Source organism: Paenibacillus sp. Y930 (assembly GCF_056786375.1).
The window spans coordinates 339,416-363,333 of record NZ_JBXCIX010000005.1; the positions used below are offsets into that span (position 1 = coordinate 339,416).

The 23,918-nt window shown below is 41.4% G+C and carries 20 protein-coding genes; 5 read left to right on the top strand and 15 right to left on the bottom strand.

Annotation, left to right across the window (positions count from 1 at the left end; genetic code table 11):
• Positions 1-59: 59 nt before the first annotated feature.
• The 7 genes from AC1TO5_RS16535 to AC1TO5_RS16565 all read right to left on the bottom strand — a co-directional run bounded on the left by AC1TO5_RS16535 (position 60) and on the right by AC1TO5_RS16565 (position 9,324).
• The gene (locus tag AC1TO5_RS16535; protein WP_482063929.1) at positions 60-1,655 is read right to left on the bottom strand and encodes a peptidoglycan DD-metalloendopeptidase family protein; all 1,596 of its coding nucleotides are present in this window, start codon (positions 1,653-1,655) and stop codon (positions 60-62) included.
• 138 nt (positions 1,656-1,793) lie between these two features.
• Positions 1,794-2,375 (bottom strand): hypothetical protein, encoded by a 582-nt coding sequence (locus tag AC1TO5_RS16540; RefSeq protein WP_482063930.1) that lies wholly within the window; start codon positions 2,373-2,375, stop codon positions 1,794-1,796.
• Positions 2,376-2,582: 207 nt separating this feature from the next.
• The gene (locus AC1TO5_RS16545) at positions 2,583-3,869 is read right to left on the bottom strand and encodes an adenylosuccinate synthase (RefSeq protein ID WP_482063931.1); all 1,287 of its coding nucleotides are present in this window, start codon (positions 3,867-3,869) and stop codon (positions 2,583-2,585) included.
• A gap of 194 nt (positions 3,870-4,063) precedes the next feature.
• Positions 4,064-5,425 (bottom strand): replicative DNA helicase, encoded by a 1,362-nt coding sequence (gene dnaB / locus AC1TO5_RS16550; protein WP_482063932.1) that lies wholly within the window; start codon positions 5,423-5,425, stop codon positions 4,064-4,066.
• A gap of 568 nt (positions 5,426-5,993) precedes the next feature.
• On the bottom strand, positions 5,994-6,437 hold the full coding sequence (gene rplI, locus AC1TO5_RS16555) for a 50S ribosomal protein L9 (protein WP_482063933.1): 444 nt from the start codon (positions 6,435-6,437) through the stop codon (positions 5,994-5,996).
• On the bottom strand, positions 6,434-8,395 hold the full coding sequence (locus AC1TO5_RS16560) for a DHH family phosphoesterase (protein WP_482063934.1): 1,962 nt from the start codon (positions 8,393-8,395) through the stop codon (positions 6,434-6,436). The genes rplI and AC1TO5_RS16560 overlap by 4 nt, the downstream gene beginning before the upstream one ends.
• A 20-nt stretch (positions 8,396-8,415) precedes the next feature.
• Positions 8,416-9,324, bottom strand: a complete 909-nt coding sequence (locus AC1TO5_RS16565) for a DUF2232 domain-containing protein (RefSeq protein WP_482063935.1) — start codon at positions 9,322-9,324, stop codon at positions 8,416-8,418.
• A gap of 241 nt (positions 9,325-9,565) precedes the next feature.
• Here AC1TO5_RS16565 and AC1TO5_RS16570 point away from each other — a divergent pair, with 241 nt between their 5' ends.
• Positions 9,566-10,231: a potassium channel family protein gene (locus AC1TO5_RS16570; protein WP_482063936.1), complete on the top strand. Its 666-nt coding sequence runs from the start codon at positions 9,566-9,568 to the stop codon at positions 10,229-10,231.
• A complete protein-coding gene (locus AC1TO5_RS16575) occupies positions 10,215-11,609 on the top strand; it encodes a TrkH family potassium uptake protein (RefSeq protein WP_482063937.1) in 1,395 nt (464 codons plus the stop codon). The genes AC1TO5_RS16570 and AC1TO5_RS16575 overlap by 17 nt, the downstream gene beginning before the upstream one ends.
• 76 nt (positions 11,610-11,685) lie before the next feature.
• On the opposite strand, the gene AC1TO5_RS16580 is transcribed toward AC1TO5_RS16575, so the two are convergent.
• The 8 genes from AC1TO5_RS16580 to AC1TO5_RS16615 all read right to left on the bottom strand — a co-directional run bounded on the left by AC1TO5_RS16580 (position 11,686) and on the right by AC1TO5_RS16615 (position 21,575).
• Positions 11,686-13,140 carry a SulP family inorganic anion transporter gene (locus AC1TO5_RS16580; protein WP_482063938.1) on the bottom strand — a complete coding sequence of 485 codons (1,455 nt, stop codon included), beginning with the start codon at positions 13,138-13,140 and terminating at the stop codon, positions 11,686-11,688.
• Positions 13,141-13,320: 180 nt separating this feature from the next.
• Entirely contained in the window at positions 13,321-13,596 is a 276-nt protein-coding gene (gene rpsR / locus AC1TO5_RS16585; protein WP_482063939.1) for a 30S ribosomal protein S18, read from the bottom strand.
• Between the two features lie 224 nt (positions 13,597-13,820).
• Positions 13,821-14,939, bottom strand: a complete 1,119-nt coding sequence (gene menC / locus AC1TO5_RS16590) for an o-succinylbenzoate synthase (protein WP_482063940.1) — start codon at positions 14,937-14,939, stop codon at positions 13,821-13,823.
• 61 nt (positions 14,940-15,000) lie between these two features.
• Positions 15,001-16,488, bottom strand: a complete 1,488-nt coding sequence (locus tag AC1TO5_RS16595) for an o-succinylbenzoate--CoA ligase (protein WP_482063941.1) — start codon at positions 16,486-16,488, stop codon at positions 15,001-15,003.
• A 24-nt stretch (positions 16,489-16,512) separates the two neighbouring features.
• A complete protein-coding gene (gene menB, locus AC1TO5_RS16600) occupies positions 16,513-17,334 on the bottom strand; it encodes a 1,4-dihydroxy-2-naphthoyl-CoA synthase (RefSeq protein WP_482063942.1) in 822 nt (273 codons plus the stop codon).
• 20 nt (positions 17,335-17,354) lie between these two features.
• Positions 17,355-18,230 carry a 2-succinyl-6-hydroxy-2,4-cyclohexadiene-1-carboxylate synthase gene (menH, locus tag AC1TO5_RS16605; protein ID WP_482063943.1) on the bottom strand — a complete coding sequence of 292 codons (876 nt, stop codon included), beginning with the start codon at positions 18,228-18,230 and terminating at the stop codon, positions 17,355-17,357.
• Positions 18,231-18,324: 94 nt separating this feature from the next.
• Positions 18,325-20,127, bottom strand: a complete 1,803-nt coding sequence (menD, locus tag AC1TO5_RS16610) for a 2-succinyl-5-enolpyruvyl-6-hydroxy-3-cyclohexene-1-carboxylic-acid synthase (RefSeq protein WP_482063944.1) — start codon at positions 20,125-20,127, stop codon at positions 18,325-18,327.
• Positions 20,128-20,189: 62 nt separating this feature from the next.
• Positions 20,190-21,575, bottom strand: a complete 1,386-nt coding sequence (locus AC1TO5_RS16615; RefSeq protein ID WP_482063945.1) for an isochorismate synthase — start codon at positions 21,573-21,575, stop codon at positions 20,190-20,192.
• A gap of 174 nt (positions 21,576-21,749) precedes the next feature.
• Between AC1TO5_RS16615 and AC1TO5_RS16620 the strand changes: the two genes are divergently transcribed.
• The 3 genes from AC1TO5_RS16620 (at position 21,750) to AC1TO5_RS16630 (ending at position 23,753) form a co-directional block, all read left to right on the top strand.
• Complete coding sequence (locus AC1TO5_RS16620; RefSeq protein WP_482063984.1) at positions 21,750-22,667, top strand: 1,4-dihydroxy-2-naphthoate polyprenyltransferase; 918 nt, start codon at positions 21,750-21,752, stop codon at positions 22,665-22,667.
• 43 nt (positions 22,668-22,710) lie between these two features.
• Complete coding sequence (locus tag AC1TO5_RS16625; RefSeq protein ID WP_482063985.1) at positions 22,711-23,100, top strand: hotdog fold thioesterase; 390 nt, start codon at positions 22,711-22,713, stop codon at positions 23,098-23,100.
• Between the two features lie 176 nt (positions 23,101-23,276).
• On the top strand, positions 23,277-23,753 hold the full coding sequence (locus AC1TO5_RS16630; RefSeq protein ID WP_482063946.1) for a GNAT family N-acetyltransferase: 477 nt from the start codon (positions 23,277-23,279) through the stop codon (positions 23,751-23,753).
• The last annotated feature ends 165 nt before the right edge of the window (positions 23,754-23,918 follow it).

Below are 23,918 nucleotides of genomic sequence, written 5' to 3' on the forward strand. Positions count from 1 at the left end.
ACAAAAAACGAGCACAAAAGTATAGATACTTTTGTACTCGTCCTTCAATATATATAAAATTATAAATAGCTAAGTGGATTCACGTTGCTACCATCTTTCAAAATTTCGAAGTGAAGATGTACGCCTGTAGAGCGACCAGTATTACCCATAATACCGATCTTGTCACCCTGACTCAACTTATCTCCTTTACTTACATCAAAGGACTTAAGATGACCGTACAAAGTTTTATATCCATTTTGATGGTCAATAATAATCGCATTACCATAACCACTTTTCGTTCCAACAAATTCAACTACTCCAGCATCCGCTGCTTTTATGCTTTTATTACCTGTTAGATCAATTCCTTTATGACTTCTACCCCAACGGGAACCATATTTACTAGAAAGTCGGGAATTAGATACTGGATATGCAAATTGACCAGAGCCAACACCAGCTATAATCATCGTACCTTTTTCAATAATAGTAGGAACTGCTTCTACGATGATATCCTTAGAAACCAATTCTTCTGTAAGAATATATCCATTCTCTTTGTAAATGCTATACGTTAACTTTTGCGAACCTACCGATCCTTCTTGAATCGTTTTATTTTCGCCTTCACGAACTTCATTGTTTTTGACATATTCAATAGGAATAGCAATTTCTTCAATCTCTATTGATTTTTCCGTAGATTTCACTGTAATTTCTGGCATACGTACCGTTAAATCCAACTCATCGCCGGCAGTAATTTTGTCGCCTACAATGGAAGGGTTATTCTCATAGATGACTTGCTCTGAAATACCAAGTTTATAAGCGATACAACCTACACAATCGCCCTTTTGCACAACATATTTCGTTGGCTTCGTGCTGCCTTCAACAATGGTAGAATATAAAGCATCTTCATCCATAATGGAAGTTGGCTCTGTAACAGTATTCTCTACATTAACATCTTCTACGAAACCAATTTCTGTAACGACTGTAGAAGGTTCATCTGAGCTTACTGTAGCTGGCTCATCTGTCTTTGCATCAGCTGCATTATAAGATAATGATTCGATCGTTTGACCTTTTGTAACTGCACTTGCTAATTCAGGCGCATATTCGCTTTGCAGTCTACTTAAAATATTAGCCGCTGTTGCTTCATCTTTAACGATACCTAATGTTTTACCGTCAACTACGACAGCTACTCCGACTGCATGTGATGTAAAGGATTGTTCAAGCGCACTTAGTGTTGCATCTGTATCAGCGTACAACTTAAAAGCTGTTTCACTTTCATATGTAAGTTCGCCTGTCTCTAGCACCATAGTAATACCTGGATTATTGTTAGCTAATTCTAATTGTTCATCACTTATTAACTTTTCCACTTCATTCTTAGTATCTACTGAACCGATTATCGTTCCATTTTGATAAACATGAAAAATCTCAAATGTATTATTAGTCCTATATTCATTATATTGTTGAACGCCGATAACGCCTGCAGTTGTTAGTAGAATTATGGCTCCACCTATAAGTTGGGTGGATTTTTTACGCCAAAGTGGTGTTGATGGTATCAATGCATCGGTCTGTTCATCTGGTTCAGCTTTTACTGCTTGAGAGTCTACTGGACGAATCTTACTAACTAGCTTATCTACTAATTTCGTAACTGATTCTTTCAAACGACTCATGTCCCCGAATCCGGTCATGATATTCTCCTTTTAGCACTTTTGCTCTTATTAAAGTATCCCCACAGAAAAAAGACAAACGCTCCTGATAGGATCATCCGCCTTTAACTTTAACATAGGATTTACAAATTGAGCAACCTTTGGAGTTTTTTAATCACATTAATATTTCTTAAGAATTATCATTAATTCCTCGTATTCTGCGCCATTAAGGTGCTGCGCCATCATTTGTTGAATGTCTATTAACTCTTGATCGGTTAGTCCATCTTCTAGATAAGTTGAGAATGTTTGCCACGAATCTGGTGGTAATTGGGTCGTCAACAACTCTAGCATTCTATCCTTATCTTCCAGCGAAACTGTATCTTTGGCATCAGCAATTTCCTCTGGTGTCATCGCGATTTCGGTATCGTCTACCTCAATAGGGGCTAATACTTCTTGAGCAGCATCGTCAGGTTCAGTATTAAGTTCAGTCGGTATTTCCCCCTCATTCGTCTCTGGTTGCTCTGTGGCGCTAGGAAGGTCTGTGACGGCCTTATTACTTAATGTATCTATTTCACTTCCCCACAGCATGCCCCAAACACCGGACATCGCCATTGGAGGAATCTCTATTGGAATTTCATATTGCTTCAAAATAGATTCTACATAACTAGTGATAATATACCCTGTCGTCCATATTGATAGCATACAAACAATTAACACCGTTGCGATTGCTTTACCCGCCCACATCAAAATCTTCAAAATCATCCATCTCACTCCCACCGCATTTCATAGTCTCTATCATTATGGACAGAAAGGGTAGGACTCATTCTCACAAAAATAGTTATTTCCTAAATTTGTATAAATCCAAGGACAAAAAAGACTCAATTGTAAGCGAGAATTGCTCACAATTAAGTCTTTAATCTGTAATCATATCAATAAACTTGTGAGTATCACAACGTGATCACAAGCGGATCACTTGTAGATTGGGAGTACTTGATTCGTCTGCTCACGATTCCGCCCCACAGAGAAGATCGCAATTGGAATTCCTGTTAGTTCAGCAATACGATTGATATAGTTCAATGTGTTGGTCGGTAGATCTTCAAGACGTTTTACGCTCGTAATATCCTCTGACCAGCCTGGTAGCTCTTCATATACCGCTTCACATTCACTAACTGCTTTCAAGCTTGCGGGGTAGTGGTGAATGATCTCACCGCGATATTTATACCCTGTACAGATCTTTACGGTATCAAGGCCAGAAAGAACGTCTAATGAGTTAAGGGAAAGCCCCGTAATACCACTGACACGGCGCGCGTGACGGATAACAACGGTATCGAACCAGCCTACACGACGAGGACGACCAGTAACCGTACCGTATTCATGGCCTATATCTCGAATCCGTTGGCCGATTTCATTATCTTGCTCAGTAGGGAAAGGACCATCACCAACACGAGTGGTGTATGCTTTCGCAACGCCGATAACCTGTTGAATACGTGATGGGCCTACACCAGAACCGATACAAACACCACCTGCTGACGGGTTTGAAGAAGTAACATATGGGTAAGTACCCTGGTCGATATCAAGCATTACACCTTGAGCACCTTCAAATAACACATTTTGATCAGCATCGATAGCATCATTCAAAACAACAGACGTATCTGTAACATATGGACGAAGTACTTCCGCATATGCAAGATACTCTTTAATGATTTGCTCAGCGTCAACACCTGCAGAACCGTAAACTTGCTCGATTAATTGGTTTTTCTCAATAATAATCGCACGGACACGAGCAGAGAACTCTTCTGCATCCATAAGATCTGCGATACGAATACCACTGCGAGAAGCTTTATCCATATAGCAAGGGCCGATTCCTTTACGAGTTGTACCTATTTTTTGATCACCTTTGCGATCTTCTTCAAGACCATCAAGAATAATATGATAAGGCATAATAACATGCGCGCGATCACTAATTACAAGGTTTTCTGTAGAGAAGCCATTCTCTTGAATATAATTAATTTCAGTAATTAATGCTTCAGGATTAATGACCATACCATTGCCAATAACACATGTTTTATTGGCATTGAAAATACCAGAAGGAACCATCGTTAACTTATATTTTTTATTATCAATAAGAATCGTATGTCCGGCATTGTTACCACCTTGATAACGCGCTACTACGTCCGCACCCTCCGCAAGAAAATCGGTAATTTTACCTTTCCCTTCATCTCCCCACTGCGTACCGACAACAACAACTGTTGACATAGCTCTACCCCCACTCGATGATTCTACATCGATAATTTTTGTCACAACAAAAGATGATATTCAAGCGGTTGCTCAAAAAGTCTACTTTTTGAATTTTCACTTTAAGTAACCGCATTGATATTTTATCAATTGTCCTAAAAAAAGTCAAATAAAAAACGAACGATTACATGCTAGTACATGTAATCGTTCGTGATTTATGACGCTTTCGACGGATCTTGATGAGTTCTATCTATATTTACGAATTTATTGAAGTTTTTGAGGAATACGAGCTCCACCGTCCCAACGGGACCATTACGCTGCTTTGCAATAATAATTTCGATAATATCTTTCTTCTCTGACTCTTTATCATAGTAATCATCGCGATATAGGAAGGATACAATGTCGGCATCTTGCTCAATTGATCCTGACTCACGTAGATCGGACATCATTGGACGTTTATCTTGACGTTGTTCAACGCCACGACTAAGCTGCGACAGTGCGATAACAGGAACTTCCAACTCACGAGCAATTTGCTTCAATGTACGTGATATTTCAGATACTTCCTGCTGACGATTTTCTCCAGCTTTCCCACGACCTGAGATTAGCTGCAAATAGTCGATCACAATCATACCCAAACCATTTTCCTTCTTCAAACGACGACATTTTGCGCGAATTTCCGCTACAGTAATACCTGGAGTATCATCTATAAAGATTTCCGCTTCAGATAAAGCACCAATCGCCATCGTCAGCTTCTCCCAATCATCAGGCTCTAGGTTACCTGTACGCATACGTGTCGCATCGACATTGGCCTCCGCACAAATCATACGCTGTACAAGCTGAGCAGCTGACATCTCCAGACTGAAGATAGCTACCGTCTCCTTGGCACGTACACCAACGTTTTGCGCAATATTTAAGGCAAATGCCGTCTTACCTACAGAAGGCCGAGCAGCAACGATAATTAAGTCACTACGCTGGAAGCCTGCTGTCATCCGATCTAGATCAATGAAGCCCGACGGAATACCAGAAGTTCCTCCGCGGTTTGCATAGAGAAATTCTACTTTTTCGAAAACTTCCATCAATACATCTCGAATCGAAATAAATCCGCTACTTGAACGACGATTGGAAATTTCCATAATTTTTTTCTCTGCATCACTAAGCATACTCGTTATATCTTCTGCATTCGCATAGCCATCAGAAACAATATTTGTTGCTGTCCGAATTAAGCGACGTAACATCGACTTTTCTTCAACGATTTGCGCATAATATTCTACGTTAGCAGCCGTAGGTACGGAATGGGCAAGCTTCGCCAAATAACTTACTCCGCCTATTTCCTCTAACGTGCCCTTATCCTGTAAATGCGCTGTTAACGTCACGAGATCAATCGGTTGACTGTTCTCACCGAGATCCAACATAGCTTCAAAGATCAGTTGATGGGCACTATTATAGAAATCTTCACTCTTTACACGTTCCATCGCTGTAATTAAAGCTTCTGGCTGTAACAATGCTGCCCCAATAACAGCCTGTTCAGCCTCCATATTCTGCGGAGGCACGCGGTCAAATAACGGCTCAGAATTCACCAGCCCACATCCTTTCTTTTAGAGGTAGTTCAAAAAACGGACTTTGATAACGATGATTGACTTCGAAGGTTACTCGACGTCGAAGATGAAGCGAACTTGGAAAGTACGGTTCGCGTGTACCAAACACGTACACTTGCGCTTCCGCCTTTCTCAAGTAGCGCTCCATCTTCTCGGTTCTGAAAGCCCATTTTTTGAACTTTCATGTTAAGGTGGTTCAATTTATCTCTCAAAATCATCATAGCCAAGCTATGATGATGCCTATACAACGGAGCATAGAGTACAACGTACACAAAGTGTACGTAAGCAAACCCACACCTTCGAAGCATAACGACAATGTCTCTGCAACAAAGTGAAGCCACGATGTCTTTTGACCGAACTTCAAATAAAGGTTCAAAACGTTCGCTTGTCAGCACCAAGAAGATGACCCACAGCGAAAACGAGTAGCACAGTGTACGTTATTGGTACACGAGCACACACAGGCTTTCGATGGGGAGGCATATTCGCCGTCGACTACGCTACGTCAGCATAGTCATCGTGATCACAAGTGGATGTTTTGAACTACCTCTAACTATTCTTCGACGATTTGTACTTTCATAGTCGCTTTTACATCCAGGTGTAGCTTAACAGGTACTTGCGTTACGCCAAGGGAACGAATTGGCTCATCCAATTCCATTTTGCGTTTATCGATTTTGATGCCAAGTGCTGCAACAGCATCAGCAATTTGTTTCGTTGTGATGGCACCGAATAATTTACCGCCTTCACCAGCTTTAGCTTTTACTTGAATCGTTAATTCTTCAATTTTTTTGCCTAATGCAATCGCATCTTGTTTCTCTTGCTCTTTGCGCTTTACTTCAGAAGCATGCTGCATATCTAATGTTTTCACATTGCCGGCTGATGCAATCTTAACTAAATTTTTCGGCAATAAGAAATTACGTACATATCCTTCAGAAACATCTTTAACTTCACCTTTTTTACCTTGACCTTTAACATCCTGTAGAAAAATCACTTTCATTCGAATAACCCCTCTTCTTCCTCAATTTGTTTGAGTACATTTTTCAGCTTAATCGCCACTTCATCTACCGTTCCCTCTAACTGTGCCGCAGCATTGGTTAGATGTCCACCACCGCCCATATGCTCCATCACAACCTGAACATTAATTTGTCCAAATGAACGGGCACTTATGGCAATTAAACCATCCTGTCGTTCCGAAACAACGAATGAAGCATAAATATTAGACATATTCAGCAATGTATCTGCCGATTGAGCAATTAATAATTGCGACTTCACTTGGCCTTTTTCCACAACAGCTAATGCAATATGTTCATAGATGATCGTTGCATGCTTAATAATATCAGATTTGTTCAGATACCCATTCAAATCCTCTTGTAGCATACGTTGAATCATCGATGAATCTGCGCCATTACGACGTAAAAATGATGCTGCTTCAAATGTTCTAGCACCCGTTCTTAATGAGAAGCTTTTCGTATCAACGGTAATGCCCGCTAATAATGAAGTTGCTTCCCGCACATCTAAAGAAATTCGATCATGAATATATTGTAACAGTTCCGTAACTAATTCACATGTTGACGATGCATAAGGCTCTAAATACATCAATGTAGCATGACTGAGAAACTCCTCACTACGTCGATGATGGTCGATAACTACTAATCGCTCGGTCATACTTAATAACTTCGGTTCTGCTACCATAGATGCCTTATGCGTATCTAGAACAACAGCTAAAGTCGCTGGCGTCATCAGACTTATCGCTTGCTCAGGTGTAATGAACCGCTTAGCAATTTTCTCATCCTCGCGCAAAAGCTCCATCATACGATCGATAGATGGATTATTACCTTCCAATACAATATAAGCTTCCTTGCCTAGCATTCGCGCAGCTTTCAATATACCAACTGCAGCACCGATGGCATCCATATCAGGCATACGATGGCCCATAATGACCACATTATAGCTTTCCTTAATAAGATCCCGTAACGTATGTGCTACAACACGCGCCCGTACACGAGTACGCTTCTCAACTGCATTCGTTTTACCACCATAGAACGTCTGACGTGTGCCAAACTTAACCGTTACTTGGTCGCCACCACGACCTAATGCGATATCTAAGCTGCGATGTGACCATTGTCCTAACTCTAGAACATGATCCGCACCAGCAGCAAATCCAATACTAAGCGTCACTGGTATTTTCTGATCACTTGTCAACTCACGTACATCGTCAAGAATATCAAAGCGTGTTTGTTCAAGTATGCGAAGTGTCCGCTGATCGGTAATAAGTAGGAAGCGATCCGAAGTTAGTCGTTTCAAATACACTTCATATTTCTGTGCCCAGTCGGTAATTTCGCCAGTCACTTTTGAGAGAAGTACTGCACGCTGGTTATCATCTAGCCCTTGTGTTACCTCTTCCAAATTATCGACCATAACGACACCTAGCGATAGACGTTCCTCATCATACTTTTTATGTAATGCCCATGTTTCCGTAATATCTACCACGTAGACGATCCGATCCTTCTCACGGAAAGTTAGCCGATACATATGCTGGTGCAACATAACTTCAATATGCCCTTCTCGATCTTTCGCTTGCGAGATAGATGGAAATAACTTCGTAAGCGATTCACCAATTAACGATTCTTGATTCAGAATCTGGGCAATAAAAGGATTATGCCACTCTACTATGTTTTCTTCATTAAATATAATAATTCCAAAAGGTAATTCCTGAATAACATCCGTTCCGCCCTTCTTCAGGCGATAGGATAAAGTCTGAATGTACGATTTGAAATCGTGGCGAAACGCACGCTCAGCAATCAATAAATAGATTGCTACACCTATACTTAACAATAGTCCAACCGCTCCTGCTATCCAAGAAAAAATAGTTAGCATCGCTGTTAATATGAGCATAATAACGATGGATATAATACTATGAAGACCGTGCCAACGTCTCGTTAAAAAATTCGGCATATTCATAATCGCTCCCGTGCTTAGGTTTGCTTAGAAAAATACTTTCTAAGTGGAAAAGCCGCGTCCAATATCCCTAAAATACTGAAAAACGGTATTAGGATAACAGGAATTGCTATTAAAACCGGAATGATTTTTGGCCAATTTCGATTATGTGCGAGATAGAAGAAAAAACCAACCGCTTGAATAGAAAATAGGAAACTTAATGTTGGCACAAGACTTGCAAGTGCTACCGTTAGAAATGATGTATCTAGCGGATTTACCATCATCTGCACAATATAGACAAGCAAGTAAAGAAATAATATTGAACGGGGTAAGCGCCAATCCTTAGCCGCTGGAAATGCAGGCACAACGATACCCTCCATCGTCGCTAATTTACGAGCAACATAATGAGAGCATACGACAATGCTGAACGAAATAAGTAGAATGACGAACGGGATCATATCTAGAAACATTTTCACAAAACCTTCTGATACTTCAGCGTTCCAATTCAGCGGTAACAAACCTTGCGCAGTTAAATTATTCATCGATGCGATCAATGTAGTGCGAATATCGTTTAACATAGAAATACCGATCACATTTTCAATCACCAATAGTTCCAACATAAGAAGAACTAGCATTATCCCCGTCATTTTCGGGATAATCGTTAATGAAGGTGCTCCGCCTCTGTACAAATGGCCCATGTAAATGCTCGGAATTAATGCTAATATACTTGTACTTAGAAAAATAAATGGATCTATAATAACAGATCCAACGACAAAAATTACAATTACATGTACAACAAATGACTTTTTGTCCAATTGCGTATAAAGAAGCGTATAAGGAACCAAGCTAAACAATAGTGTTAATACATTAAGACCCGGTACTATGATGAACAAAGACATCGCAAGTGCCATTAAGCTCCATAGTATCGGTTTTATACCTGTTTTCAAACCATTCACCTCAAGACGTAGAATCATTGTTTGTAAGTTACACTAAACATCATTATATCATAAATCATCCCCTGTAGTATTGATCTAGATGACCGTCTTCATTCGGTAAATTGTAACTTAGATACAAAAATCAAACTTAAATAATTGTCACCATAATCGTGCTACTAGAATTTTATTGCATTTTCTGGAGTAGATGAACTATGATTCATCTTAGTTATAATAATTAGGAAGTGATATGTTTATGAAAAAGCAATTTCTTATTGTAGGTTTAGGTCGTTTTGGTAGTAGTCTAGCACGAACATTAGTTGATAATGGACATGAAGTATTAGCCGTTGATAGAGATGCCGAATTAGTGCAGGATGTCGCACCTTATGCAACACACGCGATTCAAGCTGACTGTACAGATGAAGCCGTACTTAAAGAATTAGGTGCGAGTAATTTCACCCATGCGATTGTCGCCATTGGTGATGACCTACAATCAAGCATTCTAACTACTTTATTACTTAAAGAATTGAAAATACCGCACGTTATCGCCAAAGCACGCGATGAAATGCATGGAAATGTATTGCGTAAAATTGGTGCAGACCAAATCATTTATCCAGAACGAGATATGGCCATGAGATTAGCGAATCAGCTTAGTTCGAATAGTATTATTGATTATATCGAGCTTTCTGAGGAATACAATATCGTCGAAATGCTAGCATCACCTGCCATGCATGGATTGTCTTTGCAAAAGCTTAACATTCGTGCCCGCTTCGGCTGTACCATTCTTGCAATCAAAACAGATAAACGAATGAATGTTGCCCCAAGTGCGGACGATAAGATCGAAACTGGAAATTTGTTATTACTGATCGGCTCTCTCGAGCAAATCAGACAGTTGGAGACACATTATGATCGAAAACGCTAACTCCCCATCTCAACAAAAGCAGAGTAAACTTTCCAATAAAGTTAGGATATTACGTTATCAGCCTAGTCCGCCACAATTTATCGTATTAGCTTTCTTAATGCTTATTACTATAGGTACCTTGCTATTGATGATGCCTGTGTCATCGCATAATGGACATTCTATTGGTTTCATTAATGCCTTTTTCACAGCAGTTTCGGCAGTTTGTGTGAACGGGCTTAGTGTGCTCGACGCTGGTACTGACTTCTCTATTGTTGGACAAAGTATCCTTATGCTGTTAATTCAAGTCGGTGGACTCGGATTCATGACAATCAGCGTTATTATTGCGATTCTTTTGGGCAAGCGGATTGGATTGAAGGAACGACTTCTCATTCAACAAACAACTCAGTCAACAACTTCACAAGGCCTTGTTCGCTTAAGCATTTATATATTTATTATTGTGTTTACTTTTGAATCGATTGCTACGCTCATTCTGACATTTCACTGGGAAGCTTCTATGGGCTGGAAAACGGCATTTTTCTATGCGTTATTCCACTCCGTCTCCGCCTTCAACAACGCAGGGTTCGCACTTTGGCCAGAAGGATTAGTTGCTTATGTTGGTGATCCTGTTGTCAATTTTGTCATTATTGCATTATTCGTAGCCGGAGGATTAGGCTATATCGTTATTGTAGAACTATTCAAAAAACGGAAGTGGAGTAAGTTTTCGTTACATACCAAAATAGTTCTCTCGTCTTCGCTGATCATTACTATCGTTGGTTTCTCAATCTTATTACTACTTGAATCGATGAATCCCGCTACATTCGGCACGTTGAACTGGGGAGAACGAATTCAAGCTTCTTTGTTTCAAAGTCTCGTACCGCGAAGTGTAGGATTCAACACACTTGAAATTACCCATATGCTTACGGCATCACAATTTCTACTTATTATCTACATGTTCATTGGTGCGGCTTCTGGCGGTACTGGTGGTGGTGTGAAAATTAATACCGTTGTTGTGCTTATACTAGCTACCATTACAACATTCCGAGGTGGCGGGCAGATTCACGCCTTTAAGCGTAGAATCCCTCAAGAAACTGTGCTACGTGCGCTTGCCGTTGTTATGAGCTCACTGGCATGTGTACTCATCATCGCACTTGTATTGACGATTACAGAGGACATGCTAGAGGATCATTTCTTAGAAGTTTTATTCGAAGCTACTTCTGCGTTCAGTACTACTGGCTTATCTATGGGACTGACCAAAGATCTTTCGACACTTGGTAAAATTATTATTAGCTTCACAATGTTCATCGGGCGACTCGGACCGTTAACGCTTGCTTACGCCCTTGCAAAACGCAAACAGCAATCTCGTCTTGGCTACCCAGAGGATAATATATTGATTGGTTAATAAATAAGGCTTATGCGGCTATAGTCTCTTATTTGAGATCATAACGGCATAAGCCTTTAATATTATGCGCTTAATGTTATGCGCTTAATGTTTCAGTCATGCCTGATTTCTTGACAAGCCGTGAGCTTTCCTTATCCCAGAGCACCAATTCAACTTCATAACCATCTTCTTGAAGTCGATTCACTACCTTGGTCAATGATAAGATTGCTGATTGATCCCATAATTTCGAGTTGCTACCGTCAATAATAATCCGCTTATATCCTGCAACGGCTTCGATCGAATGATCAAACGCCGTCGACGTTGCGAAAAATAGTGGACCATTTATATAATAGGTTAGTAAGCCTCGATCTTCGTCCGTAGCAGTCGTAATATGAAGCTTACTAGATTGAATTGCGAAAATAACTGCACTCAACAATACCCCTACCAATACACCCTGTGCGAGATTATGAGTAATTAATATGACAACAACCGTTATGATCATTGTCATCGTATCACCAATTGGCGCCTTCGGAATCTGCTTAATCGATTGCCATTCAAATGTGCTAATCGCAACCATAATCATCACGCCGGCTAGCGCAGGCATCGGAATTTTCACCACTACATCGCGTAATACAACGATAAGTAATAACAATACTCCGCCTGCAACCATCGTTGAAAGTCTACCTCGTCCACCTGAACGTACATTTATTAATGATTGGCCAATCATCGCACAACCAGCCATCCCGCCGAACATACCCGTAATCGTATTGGCAATCCCTTGACCGCGAACTTCCTTGTTCTTATCACTCTTCGTCTTCGTATGTTCATCGAGGACCGTCGCCGTTATCAATGATTCAAGTAAGCCGACAATAGCCATAGTTAACGCTACTGGGGCAATGATTTTTAAGGTTTCCCATGAAATAGGGACATTTGGCCAATGGAACAATGGCAGGCTACTATTAATAACACCCATATCTCCTACCGTTCTTACATCTAGACCGATCACTATTACAGCTATAGTCATCACAACAATCGCTACTAAAGTAGACGGAATTGCTTTAGTAATATAAGGTAAGCCATATACAATTAACAATGTAACAGCACCAATCATATAAACTACCCATGTCTCATCTACAAAATGCTGTAGCTGGCTCATAAACACCATAATACCTAATGCATTAAGAAATCCAGATAATACCGATTGTGGAATGAACGAAATCCACTTTCCTAGCTTTAACGCTCCAATAGCATATTGAATTAATCCTGTAAGGATCGTCGTAGCATACAAATATTCAATCCCATACTGCGCTACAAGTGTTACCATCAAAATAGACATCGCACCTGTTGCAGCAGATATCATCCCCGGTCTTCCGCCAAAAATTGATATGAGTACCGCAATACAAAACGAAGCATGAATCCCAACCATAGGATCAACACCAGCAATGATCGAGAACGCAATAGCTTCAGGAATTAACGCTAATGCGACCGTCACCCCTGCAAGCACATCTCCTCTAACATTGAATAACCATATTGACCGTAGCTTATTAAGCAATGTAGTTCTCTCCCTTTGTTGCCTAACTTCAACTTGTCCATTCTATCATCAAGACAGCAACCTACTCACTATAAATCCACAAGATTAAGCTGTCAATATAAGTTTGATACTAATGCAGCGACAAGCGATTAATACCTAAAAAGGACTTCCCTTGTGGGGAAGCCCTTTATCCGTAACCTACTATTCAGTAGTGTATGGTAGTAATGCGATTTGACGAGAACGCTTAATAGCGATTGTCAGAACACGTTGATACTTCGCGCTTGTACCAGTTACACGACGAGGTAGAATTTTACCACGCTCGCTGATAAACTTTTTAAGCAAATCAGTATCTTTATAGTCGATGTGCGTAACTTTGTTTACAGTGAAGAAACAAACTTTACGACGTTTATTGCGGCCGCCTTTACGAGCGAATTTACGCTCGCCACGATCTTCTCCGCTTTCTTTTCTGAAGCTCATTCGAACCCTTCCCTTCTGTTATAAATTTAATGGCAATTCAGATCACTGACATAGTCCGAACTGACTAAGGTTAATTTTGAATTTTATCTCTATTTTTCGATAGGTACATCTAGGTACCCTGTTAAAGTCACTTACAATAGAATAACTCATAACACTTTAAAAATCAAATAAATTTCCACGTTGTTTGCACAAAATTAATGGAATTTATATTATAAATGAGCCAATTATCGTGAATGATTGAATTCCAATCGCTCTAGCGTTAGTTGCTCGATATATTCGCGATCAACTTCAAACCCAATCCCCGCTCCTGCAGGCAGTACTACGACACCCTGCTCAATCTTAACCGCCGGTACAATAATATCTTGATGCCAGTATCTTGCCGATGCCGAAATATCTCCTGGAATCGTAAATTGGCTTAACGAAGCTAGCGCCATATTATGAGCACGTCCGATGCCTGACTCAAGCATTCCCCCGCACCATACTGCAATGTCATGCTGTTGACATAAATCATGGATGCGCATCGCTTCCGTCATTCCGCCAACACGACCTAGCTTCACATTAATGATTTTGCAGCTACCAAGCTCAATCGCTTTTCGCGCATCATCATATGTAATAATACTTTCATCAAGACATATCGGCGTAGTCAGCTGAGCCTGTAGCTTCGCATGATCAACAATATCGTCGCTCGCAAGCGGTTGTTCGATCATCATCAGATCATAATCATCCAACTGCTGTAATTGAGCAATATCACCCAGATCATACGCCGAATTAGCATCAACCATTAGTGGAAGATTGGGATAACGAGATCGTATAGCTGCAACGAGATCAATATCCTGACCAGGCTTAATCTTTATTTTCATTCGTTCATAACCATCCGCAGTATATTGCTCAATTAAGCGATAATAATCGTCTAAAGAAGATTGTAAGCCGATAGCCACACCGACTTTCAGCTCTTTCCTTACACCACCGATAAGTTCATATAACGGTTTCCCAGCAATCTGACCATACAAATCCCAGATCGCCATCTCTAATCCAGCCTTCGCCATCCCATTTCGTTTCACATTAGCCAGTAGCGGTGGTAGCTCCTTCGGATGCGACACACTAGCTCCAAGTAACGTTGGAATAAGAAAATCTCGCAATATATGCCAAGCGCCTTGCACCGTTTCCTCAGTGTACCAAGGCGTAGCGAATGCTACACATTCGCCCCAGCCGACATTCCCTTGGCTATCTGTAACTTCTATAACAATCGTCTCGCGATCGAGATAAGCTCCGTTAGCTGTAACGAAGGGGTCCTTCAATGACATACTAATCCGATATAATGTAATCGATTGAATCGTTATCATAAGCAACCTCCTTCCGTCTAGCGCAGTTTCTTTCTCGCCACTCTGCTTTTCAAACCTCTAATTACATTCTTTGCTTGAAAGGTAGCAATTGCAATAAGTCACGACGAAGTAATTTATTAGAAGCATTACGCGGTAATTGTGTCACAATATGTATCTGCTTAGGCAGCTTATACTTTGCTAATCGCTCGGAACAATGCTGCTGCAGCTCCTCTACCGCAATCACTGAATTAGTATTAGACTCTAAGACGACAAATGCAACAGGTACTTGTCCCCAATGCTCATGAGCGATACTCGTAACACCTGCTTCGAGTACAGTCTCATGACTTATAAGTGCCGCTTCAATCTCGGCAGGATATATATTTTCCCCGCCAGATACGAACATATCTTTGCGACGATCGAGTACATAAAGGAAGCCCTCTTCATCCACATAGCCGATATCTCCTGTATAGAGCCAACCATTAGCAAAGCTATCTGCACCTACACCATTCAAATAACCAGCCGTCACATTAGGACCACGAACAATAATCTCTCCCGCTTCCAAAGCTTGCGCCTCATGACCATCAGCCATAATGTTCAACTCTGCTTGGAAAAGTGGCTTTCCGGCGGAGCCTAGCTTCGACAGCATATATTCAGGCTGCAGCGTCACAATTTGCGAACATGTTTCCGTCATGCCGTATGTTTGAAAGACAGGGATCCCCTTTGCCACACATTGCTCAAGCAACGAAAGTGGAGCAGGTCCCCCACCTAATAACATACAACGAAAATGTTCAGGATAACGAACGTCACCGAGCTGCCCGATCATCCTCGATAGCGTAGTACTGACAACCGACATTATTGTTACACCTTGCTCGATAATTGCAGCATTGGCAGCAGCAGCCTCAAATTTTTCATGAATGACCATTGGAATACCGTAAATGACACTGCGAATGACGATCGATAAACCGCTAATATGGAACAATGGGACGCATACAAGCCATTTATCATGTTCAGAAAGCCCGAGATTGAGCATCGAGCCAACGGCAGAATTCCAATGATTACTGTAGCTTTGAATGACGCCTTTCGGAGAACCTGTTGTTCCTGAAGTATACATAATCGTATGCGTCTCCTCTTGATCGATATAAGTGATCAGAGGTGCATCCGTCGCCAGCTCAACTTGTTGCAAATCCGTCGTAGATATACAGCGTATACTATCATATTCACTAGTTATAAGTTCAACAAGCTGCTGGAATTGAGGATGATAAATGAGTACGTTACACTTGGCATCTTGCAGCTGATAGCGTAGTTCATGTGCCGTAAGCCTACTATTAAGCGGCACAACAATGCCGCCAACATATTGAATAGCATGAATAAGCTCCACAGTATAGCTATCATTAGAACAAAGCAAGGCTACTCTGTAGCCTTGCTTTGTTGGTAAGGATCTTATTCTGTTAGCTGTCACGAGAGACTGATCGCGCAATTGCAAGAACGTAATCTGCTCGTTGCCATATTCAATCGCTATCCGATTAGGCGTAAGAGAGGCTCGCTTATCAAGCCAATGAGGCATATGCATCACTTTGCCCTCCTTGTATACGTCTTATGGGAAACGTGGGAACTGCTTGAAGTCCGGATCTCTCTTTTCTTTGAAAGAGTCGCGTCCTTCTTTTGCTTCTTCTGTTGTATAGTATAGCAGCGTTGCATCTCCAGCAAGCTGTTGAATTCCTGCTAGTCCATCTGTCTCTGCATTGAAAGAAGCTTTTAAGAAACGTAGCGCCATTGGCGACTTGGATAAAATCTCTTGGCACCATTTCACTGTTTCTGCTTCTAGATCTGCAAGTGGTACAACGGTATTCACTAGACCCATATCCAATGCTTCTTGAGCATCATATTGACGGCATAGATACCAAATTTCTCTAGCCTTCTTCTGGCCCACAATGCGAGCTAGATAGCCTGCACCATAACCACCATCGAAGCTACCAACCATCGGACCTGTTTGTCCAAAACGTGCGTTGTCTGCTGCAATCGTTAAGTCACATACAATATGTAGAACATGTCCACCGCCAATAGCATATCCTGCTACCATTGCAATAACTGGCTTAGGAATCGTACGAATCAAGCGTTGTAGATCAAGAACGTTAAGACGAGGAATTTGATCTTCGCCAACATAACCACCATGACCACGAACCTTCTGGTCACCACCTGAACAGAAAGCTAAGTCGCCAGCACCTGTTAGAACGATAACACCAATGTTCGCATCATCACGAGCAATAGCAAATGCATTAATAAGCTCCATAACCGTCTTCGGACGGAAAGCATTACGAACTTCTGGACGATTAATTGTGATCTTCGCTATGCCATCATATGTTTCATATAAAATGTCTTCAAAATTACCGTATTTTTCCCATGCTACTACTGACATCTGTTACACCATCCCTTTTCTCATTGAGGTTGTTCAAAAAGACCGCTTTTTGAACCTGTACTCATAGTTAAGTATCTCTTTACTATTGTATCAAATTTATGAGGTTGTTCCATATGCACATTGTGACCAGCTTCGGAAACAATCTCTAATTGCCTTTCCGAGTTACTCATTCGTAGCATCATCTGCTCCGCAATCGCTCGAAACTTCGTATCCGCTTCACCTACAATGAATAATGTCGTCCCAGTAATATTATCCAATTGCTCCCACCATGATGGCTGAGCGCCTGTACCTATGCCTCGCAAGCTATTGGCCAAACCTAGCGGCGTATTATTTCGACGCTGCAGATCAATGGCTTCTCGCTCTACTAACGGTAGCATTTTCAGACTAGCAAATAGCGGTAGCTCTGCCCAATAATCTGCAAACCAATCGATGCCATGCTGTTCAAGCTTGGTAGCTAAAGCCTCATCACTCGCTATTCTAGCTTGTCGTTCATCTAATGTCGCAAGTCCTGGAGAAGTACTTTCCAGAATTAAGCCACTCACTTTAGAAGAAGCAAGCTGTGCCATCGATAATGCAATTCTACCACCCATAGAATATCCTAACACAATCGCTGATTCAATATGCAGCTGATCAAGCAGCTCCACTAAGTCATTGACCGTTTGCTCTGAGCTATAACGAGTGAACGCAATGGGGGCATCACTCTCACCATGACCTAATAGATCAACGATAACGAGCTGATGCTCTGCACTCCAGCTGTCAATGAACGGAGCCCATTGCTCATGATTGCCTGAGAAGCCATGTAATAACAACAATGCTTGTCGTTCTCCATGAGCTTCTGGATGAGCTTCTCCATGAACTTCTACATAGTAAGATACCCCATTGATGATGTACTTCATCCTATTGAGCTCCTTATTAAGGTTGTTCAAAAAGCAGTCTTTGATAACGAAGTAGACATCGATTCTGAAAGCCTGCTTTTTGAACACGCACATATTATAATAACTTCGCTAACTTAGCGGACAGCTTAGGCCATATTTGACGATGAAGCTCCACATTAAGTTCGCGGTCCGTTGGAACTTCGATAACTTGTAATCCACCATGCTGCTCGGCTTGATGAAAAGCTTCACGGAATTGCTGCCAGCTCTGAATACGGTGGAATTGACCACCATACATCTTAATCGCATGCTCATAATCAAGTCCAGTTGGTGTCCCGAACAATACTTCAAAATGATTCTGTAGCTTCGCTTGTGGTAAGAAGGAGAAAATACCTCCACCATCATTATTGACAATAACAATCGTTATATTAAGCTGATGAAGCTTAGCTGCTAATAACCCATTCATATCATGATAGAACGATAAATCACCGATTAACAATACCGTCCGCTCACTTACAGCGCTAATACCGATTGCTGTTGATACTAGGCCATCAATTCCATTTGCTCCGCGGTTAGCGAGAATACGAATAGCATCTTCCTTGTTGCAGAAGAAACTATCTACATCACGAATCGGCATAGAATTACCAACAAACAGCGTACTATCGCTACTCATTAAAGCCTGTAGTTCCGTTACAACTCGTCCTTCGAACAGCTGACCACCATGTTCACCGTATGCTTCCTGCTGTAGTAGCGCTCTGGTCTCTTCATTCAGCTCCAGCCATTGCGATGCCCACTTAGTCGACTGCCTAAGCCGATCAACACCCTCGTATTGCTTTTCCTGTCCTACAGCTTCACCAAGCTGTAGCTGCTCCATAGCTTCGCACAGCTGCCTACAGAATAAGACAGGATGCACAGTAAAGCGATCAGACATTAGCAATGTCGGATCACGCCATCCCGCTTCATCGACAACAATCATTCTACTATGCTGATGACGATTCATATATTGCAGCAGCGGCTTTGATACCGGCATTGCTCCAAAACGAATAATTACTGCTGGCTCAACCGATTTCGCAACCGCTTCATCTCTAAGAAAAGAGTCATAGCTATCTATAACGAAGCTTTGATCATGAGCACCACTTCTTAGCTGTGACAGTGGATCAGCTAAAATAGGGTAATCCAATTGTCTAGCTAAAGCTGTTATTGCTTCTATTAGTGTAGGCTCATCATGAGCGCCACATACAATAATTCCATTGTCCACATCGACTAGCTGCTTAGCCAAGCTATTCATTTGTGCAGCTGAAGCAGTCATCACCCCTGCCTCGTGAACAGTATACGGTCGCTTCCCTACTCTCCCCCCGCCAAATAGCTCAGGATGCTCAAGATTAGGCAGCAATGGCTCACGCAATGGGAAGTTCAAGTGGACGGGTCCACTTGGCGTGCTACATGCCGTCATCACCGCACGCGCTGCGGAAATACGTGCATGCTTCAGCATAAGTTCACCTTGCTCGGGAATCGGCATCTCAGAAAACCACTTCACATGATCACCGTACAGTCCGATTTGATTAATCGTCTGTGGCGCGCCTACATCACGCAACTCATGTGGTCGATCTGCTGTAATTACCACTAAAGGTACTCGTGACAGGTTAGCTTCTGTAATCGCAGGGAAGTAATTCGCCGCCGCCGTTCCTGACGTACACAATAGCGCTACCGTTTCTTGCCTCGCCTTGGCTATACCTAGCGCAAAAAACGCTGCGGAACGTTCATCGATATTCATCCATACTTGAAGCTGTTCATGTTCTGCGGCTAATACCGCAAGAGGTGTCGAGCGTGAGCCAGGACTAACAACGATATGCTTCAAGCCCGATCTTACTAATTCATCTATAAATGCGCTGAGATATAATGTTGCTCCGTCCGAACTCATCACGTATCCCCCTAAGCTTTTAGAGTAACTTTTTTCTTTATTCCGTACCGTTAGTGGCTTTCTTACTCAGAAGCTTGTAATGCGGTTAGCATGGGCTTGAATTTCAATGCTGTTTCATGATATTCGCTCAACGGATCTGAATCTCCGACGATGCCACAGCCAGCAAATAAGTATGCACAGCGATCCTTTAACAATGCGGAACGTATCGCTGCCGCAAATTCACCTTCTAGCTCAGTATTCAACCAACCAATTGGAGCTGCATACCAGCCGCGATCCATATGCTCCAAGGTCCGAATAGCTTCCAAAGCAGCTTGCCTTGGCATACCACCAAGTGCTGGTGTCGGATGTAATGCCTCCACCGCTTGCAGCAATGTAACATCGGGCTTTGCCAGACCAGTAATAGGCGTAGCAAGATGCTGAATATCTTTCAGCTTACGAATAATTGGTGCGTTAGGCGCTTCAACATCTTCACATAGCTCTAGCATAGCATCCTTAATCATATGGACAGCTAGCTCATGCTCATGTAGATTTTTCACATCTTGGCTTAAGAAGCTTCCTAGATGTTCATCCTCAGACAACGTTGCTCCGCGAGCGATGGAACCTGCTAATGATAATGTTTGGAACTGATCACCTTGGCGCTTAATTAGTCGCTCCGGTGTTGCTCCGACAAAACAGCTACACTGCTTATCAATGGCAAATACATACGTATCAAGTTGATCCGTTAATAAACTTCTAACGACTTCTTCCGCATGGAATGGTTCCTTCGCTTCTAGCGTAATTGCCCTAGCGAGTACCACCTTCTCTAACTCCCCATTACGTATAGATGAAGCAGCATTTCCAACTGCACTCATCCAGTCAGATGGTGCAATTTCTTCCTTCATTACGGATAACAGCACTTCTCGCTCTACAGCTTCATATGCATATTTCGCAACATCAATACTTAATAGTTCCTGCTCGATCTCATCTTCATCAGGTGAAATCCATGCATTCATAGTGAGCCATGTCTTGCCTTCATATTCCGTAACCATAAATTGCGGCACAGCAAAGCTAGTATGAGCAAAATCGCCCCACTTCTCTGTCTGTGCAATATTAGGATCAAATGAAAAACCACCAAATAATATAGGTCCTACATATCCAGAAATATTATGGTCAATGATTGCTTCCGTAGCAATTGCTGTCCAAGCATCATTAATCTCTTCATAGCGTGTTGTAGCATTGATTGCAGTCAATGTAAGCACACTACCTAAGCCGACAAATGTTAACGTTCTACCTGGTTCAGACCATAAAAATCGATTACCTTTATATTTGTGTTCATCGTATGAAAAAAAGGCTGGTAAATCCATCTTTTCAATCTCAGAAACGGTGCTTACCAACACATTATTTCCAGAAAGACGGGCTTGTCGTTTGCCTTCTTTCATTAATATAACCATTTTATTATTCAAATTCACGTTATTCACCCTTGTCATTACCTTACCGATTTATCTGTTTCAAGAATACACTCCTACTAGAATAACGTCAACTTTCTACCAAGTTTCTAGCGTTGACACTTTTCTCTAGTTATCCTACACTTATAGTTGAACTTTATTATGTTACTTATATTATAATAGTAAGGATGCGGTATGATGCAAACAGAATTACACACAACCACACAGAATGTTTGGTGGAGGCTCATGCGACCTCATACATTAACAGCATCTTTTGTTCCTGTATTTACTGGTACTGCCATGGCACTTTTTGATAATAATATGAATGTCTTATTGTTTATATTGATGCTAATTGCCTCACTGCTCATTCAAGCGGCAACGAATATGTTCAATGAATATTACGATTTCATTCGTGGGCTCGATACAAAGGATTCTGTCGGTATTGGTGGAACCATTGTCCGTGATGGTGTAGCACCGAAATTTGTTCGCAACCTTGCCTTTTTGTTCTACTTTGTGGCCATACTAATTGGTGTATATATTTGTATGTCTAGCTCTTGGTGGATTGCTGCAATTGGAGCGGTATGTATGCTTGTCGGTTATTTCTACACAGCAGGCCCGCTGCCTATTTCCTCTACTCCATTTGGTGAACTGTTCTCTGGCCTATTAATGGGACCCGTCATTATTATGATTACGTACTTCATTCAGACAGGTCATCTGTCCTGGTCGCATTTCTTCGTCTCGATCAGTGTTGGCTTCTTAATTGGCGCGATCAATTTATCCAACAATATTCGTGACCTTGATGGTGACAAAGAATTTGGACGTAAAACAATTGCTATTCTACTCGGTCGTCCTAATGCGATTAAGCTACTGGCTGCTACATTTATTATTGCCTTCGCTTGGATTGTTGTGCTTGTCTTCACTGGACATGTTACGCCTTGGGCAATACTTGTATTTGCTAGTGCACCGAAAGCGATTCAAGCCGTCAAACAATTCCAAGGGAAAACGGTTGCCTTTGAGATGATGCCTGCTATGAAATCGACTGCTCAATTCAATACATTGTTCGGCTTATTATTAACGTTTAGTATATTACTTGGCTATGTCGTGCATCAGTTCTAACTAATGATCCTCTACAAGTCATGTACGGAGGAATATCGCGATGATGGATATTAAAGGTACAATTATTGAAGCGTTAGGGATTGAAACATTAGAGCTTTCAGCTGATAAAGTCATATGTACGATGCCCGTTAACGAAAAAACAAAACAACCTTTTGGCTTATTGCATGGTGGTGCATCTGTCGTTCTGGCAGAAACGGTAGCTAGTATTGGTGCTTGGGCTAGCATTGATCAAGAAAATGAAGTTGCGATGGGCATGGAAATTAATGCGAATCATTTACGAAGTGTAGGGCAAGGAATCGTTACTGCTATCGGTATACCACTTCATAAAGGTCGCAGCTCCGCAGTATGGGAAATTAAGATAACGGATGAACAAGACCGTCTAATCTGCATTTCTCGTTGTACGGTAGCCATTGCTAAGAAACGTAAAGATTAATCGTCTTTTTAGAAATAGTTCAAATGTAGCTTGGAATAATCACTATTTGTATAAATTATAAATACCCTATCATCGATGTAGCTGACAAAGATTAATCGTCTTTTAATTACATTGGGATAGGGTATTTTCATTATCAAACGGTATATCACATGCTACAAAAGGAAGGAGAACAAACGATGTTACGAATCGAGCGATATGAAGCCTCACAAATAGAAGAAATTATTGCACTATTTTATAATACGGTTCACCATATTAATGCAGCGCATTATTCAGCTAAGCAACTGCAAGCGTGGGCTCCACCAGAGGAACGTGCCAATAAAGCAGACAGTTGGCAGCAAAGCTTACAACAACATATTACTTATGTAGCAATGAAAGATGGCATTATCGTAGGTTTTTCTGATATGAGCGATGATGGTTATCTCGATCGGCTATTTGTTCATAAAGATTATCAACGCCAAGGAATTGCTACTGCACTACTGACACAATTAGAACATGGTGCCAATCAATTGCAGCTATCCTCCATCTATACAGAAGCAAGTATTACGGCTAAACCGTTTTTTGAGCATCACGGATTTCACGTTGAACAAATGCAGCAAGTCGAGCGCCAGCAAGTTTCAATGACTAACTTCGTTATGAGTAAATCATTGGTGTAAATTAAGCTGAACTACTTTAGTGGAGCTTTTATCTATCCACAATGCACAATCTGTTAATAACTTTCATATTCATCAGTTCATACTTGTCCACAGTGGATATAATTGTTTATTCGCTAACAGTTATCCACTTGTGGGTAACTGTTAGCGAGGAGTATATTACCCATA

Bases quoted from the DNA above. Each gene is read 5' to 3' on its own strand.
- rpsR (WP_482063939.1), bottom strand. From the start codon at position 13,596: ATGAGCTTCAGAAAAGAAAGCGGAGAAGATCGTGGCGAGCGTAAATTC.
- AC1TO5_RS16595 (WP_482063941.1), bottom strand. From the start codon at position 16,488: ATGCATATGCCTCATTGGCTTGATAAGCGAGCCTCTCTTACGCCTAAT.
- AC1TO5_RS16620 (WP_482063984.1), top strand. From the start codon at position 21,750: ATGCAAACAGAATTACACACAACCACACAGAATGTTTGGTGGAGGCTC.
- AC1TO5_RS16535 (WP_482063929.1), bottom strand. From the start codon at position 1,655: ATGACCGGATTCGGGGACATGAGTCGTTTGAAAGAATCAGTTACGAAA.
- AC1TO5_RS16625 (WP_482063985.1), top strand. From the start codon at position 22,711: ATGGATATTAAAGGTACAATTATTGAAGCGTTAGGGATTGAAACATTA.
- AC1TO5_RS16540 (WP_482063930.1), bottom strand. From the start codon at position 2,375: ATGATTTTGAAGATTTTGATGTGGGCGGGTAAAGCAATCGCAACGGTG.
- AC1TO5_RS16545 (WP_482063931.1), bottom strand. From the start codon at position 3,869: ATGTCAACAGTTGTTGTTGTCGGTACGCAGTGGGGAGATGAAGGGAAA.
- menC (WP_482063940.1), bottom strand. From the start codon at position 14,939: ATGATAACGATTCAATCGATTACATTATATCGGATTAGTATGTCATTG.
- menH (WP_482063943.1), bottom strand. From the start codon at position 18,230: ATGAAGTACATCATCAATGGGGTATCTTACTATGTAGAAGTTCATGGA.
- AC1TO5_RS16570 (WP_482063936.1), top strand. From the start codon at position 9,566: ATGAAAAAGCAATTTCTTATTGTAGGTTTAGGTCGTTTTGGTAGTAGT.
- AC1TO5_RS16575 (WP_482063937.1), top strand. From the start codon at position 10,215: ATGATCGAAAACGCTAACTCCCCATCTCAACAAAAGCAGAGTAAACTT.
- rplI (WP_482063933.1), bottom strand. From the start codon at position 6,437: ATGAAAGTGATTTTTCTACAGGATGTTAAAGGTCAAGGTAAAAAAGGT.
- AC1TO5_RS16560 (WP_482063934.1), bottom strand. From the start codon at position 8,395: ATGCCGAATTTTTTAACGAGACGTTGGCACGGTCTTCATAGTATTATA.
- menD (WP_482063944.1), bottom strand. From the start codon at position 20,127: ATGAGTTCGGACGGAGCAACATTATATCTCAGCGCATTTATAGATGAA.
- menB (WP_482063942.1), bottom strand. From the start codon at position 17,334: ATGTCAGTAGTAGCATGGGAAAAATACGGTAATTTTGAAGACATTTTA.
- AC1TO5_RS16630 (WP_482063946.1), top strand. From the start codon at position 23,277: ATGTTACGAATCGAGCGATATGAAGCCTCACAAATAGAAGAAATTATT.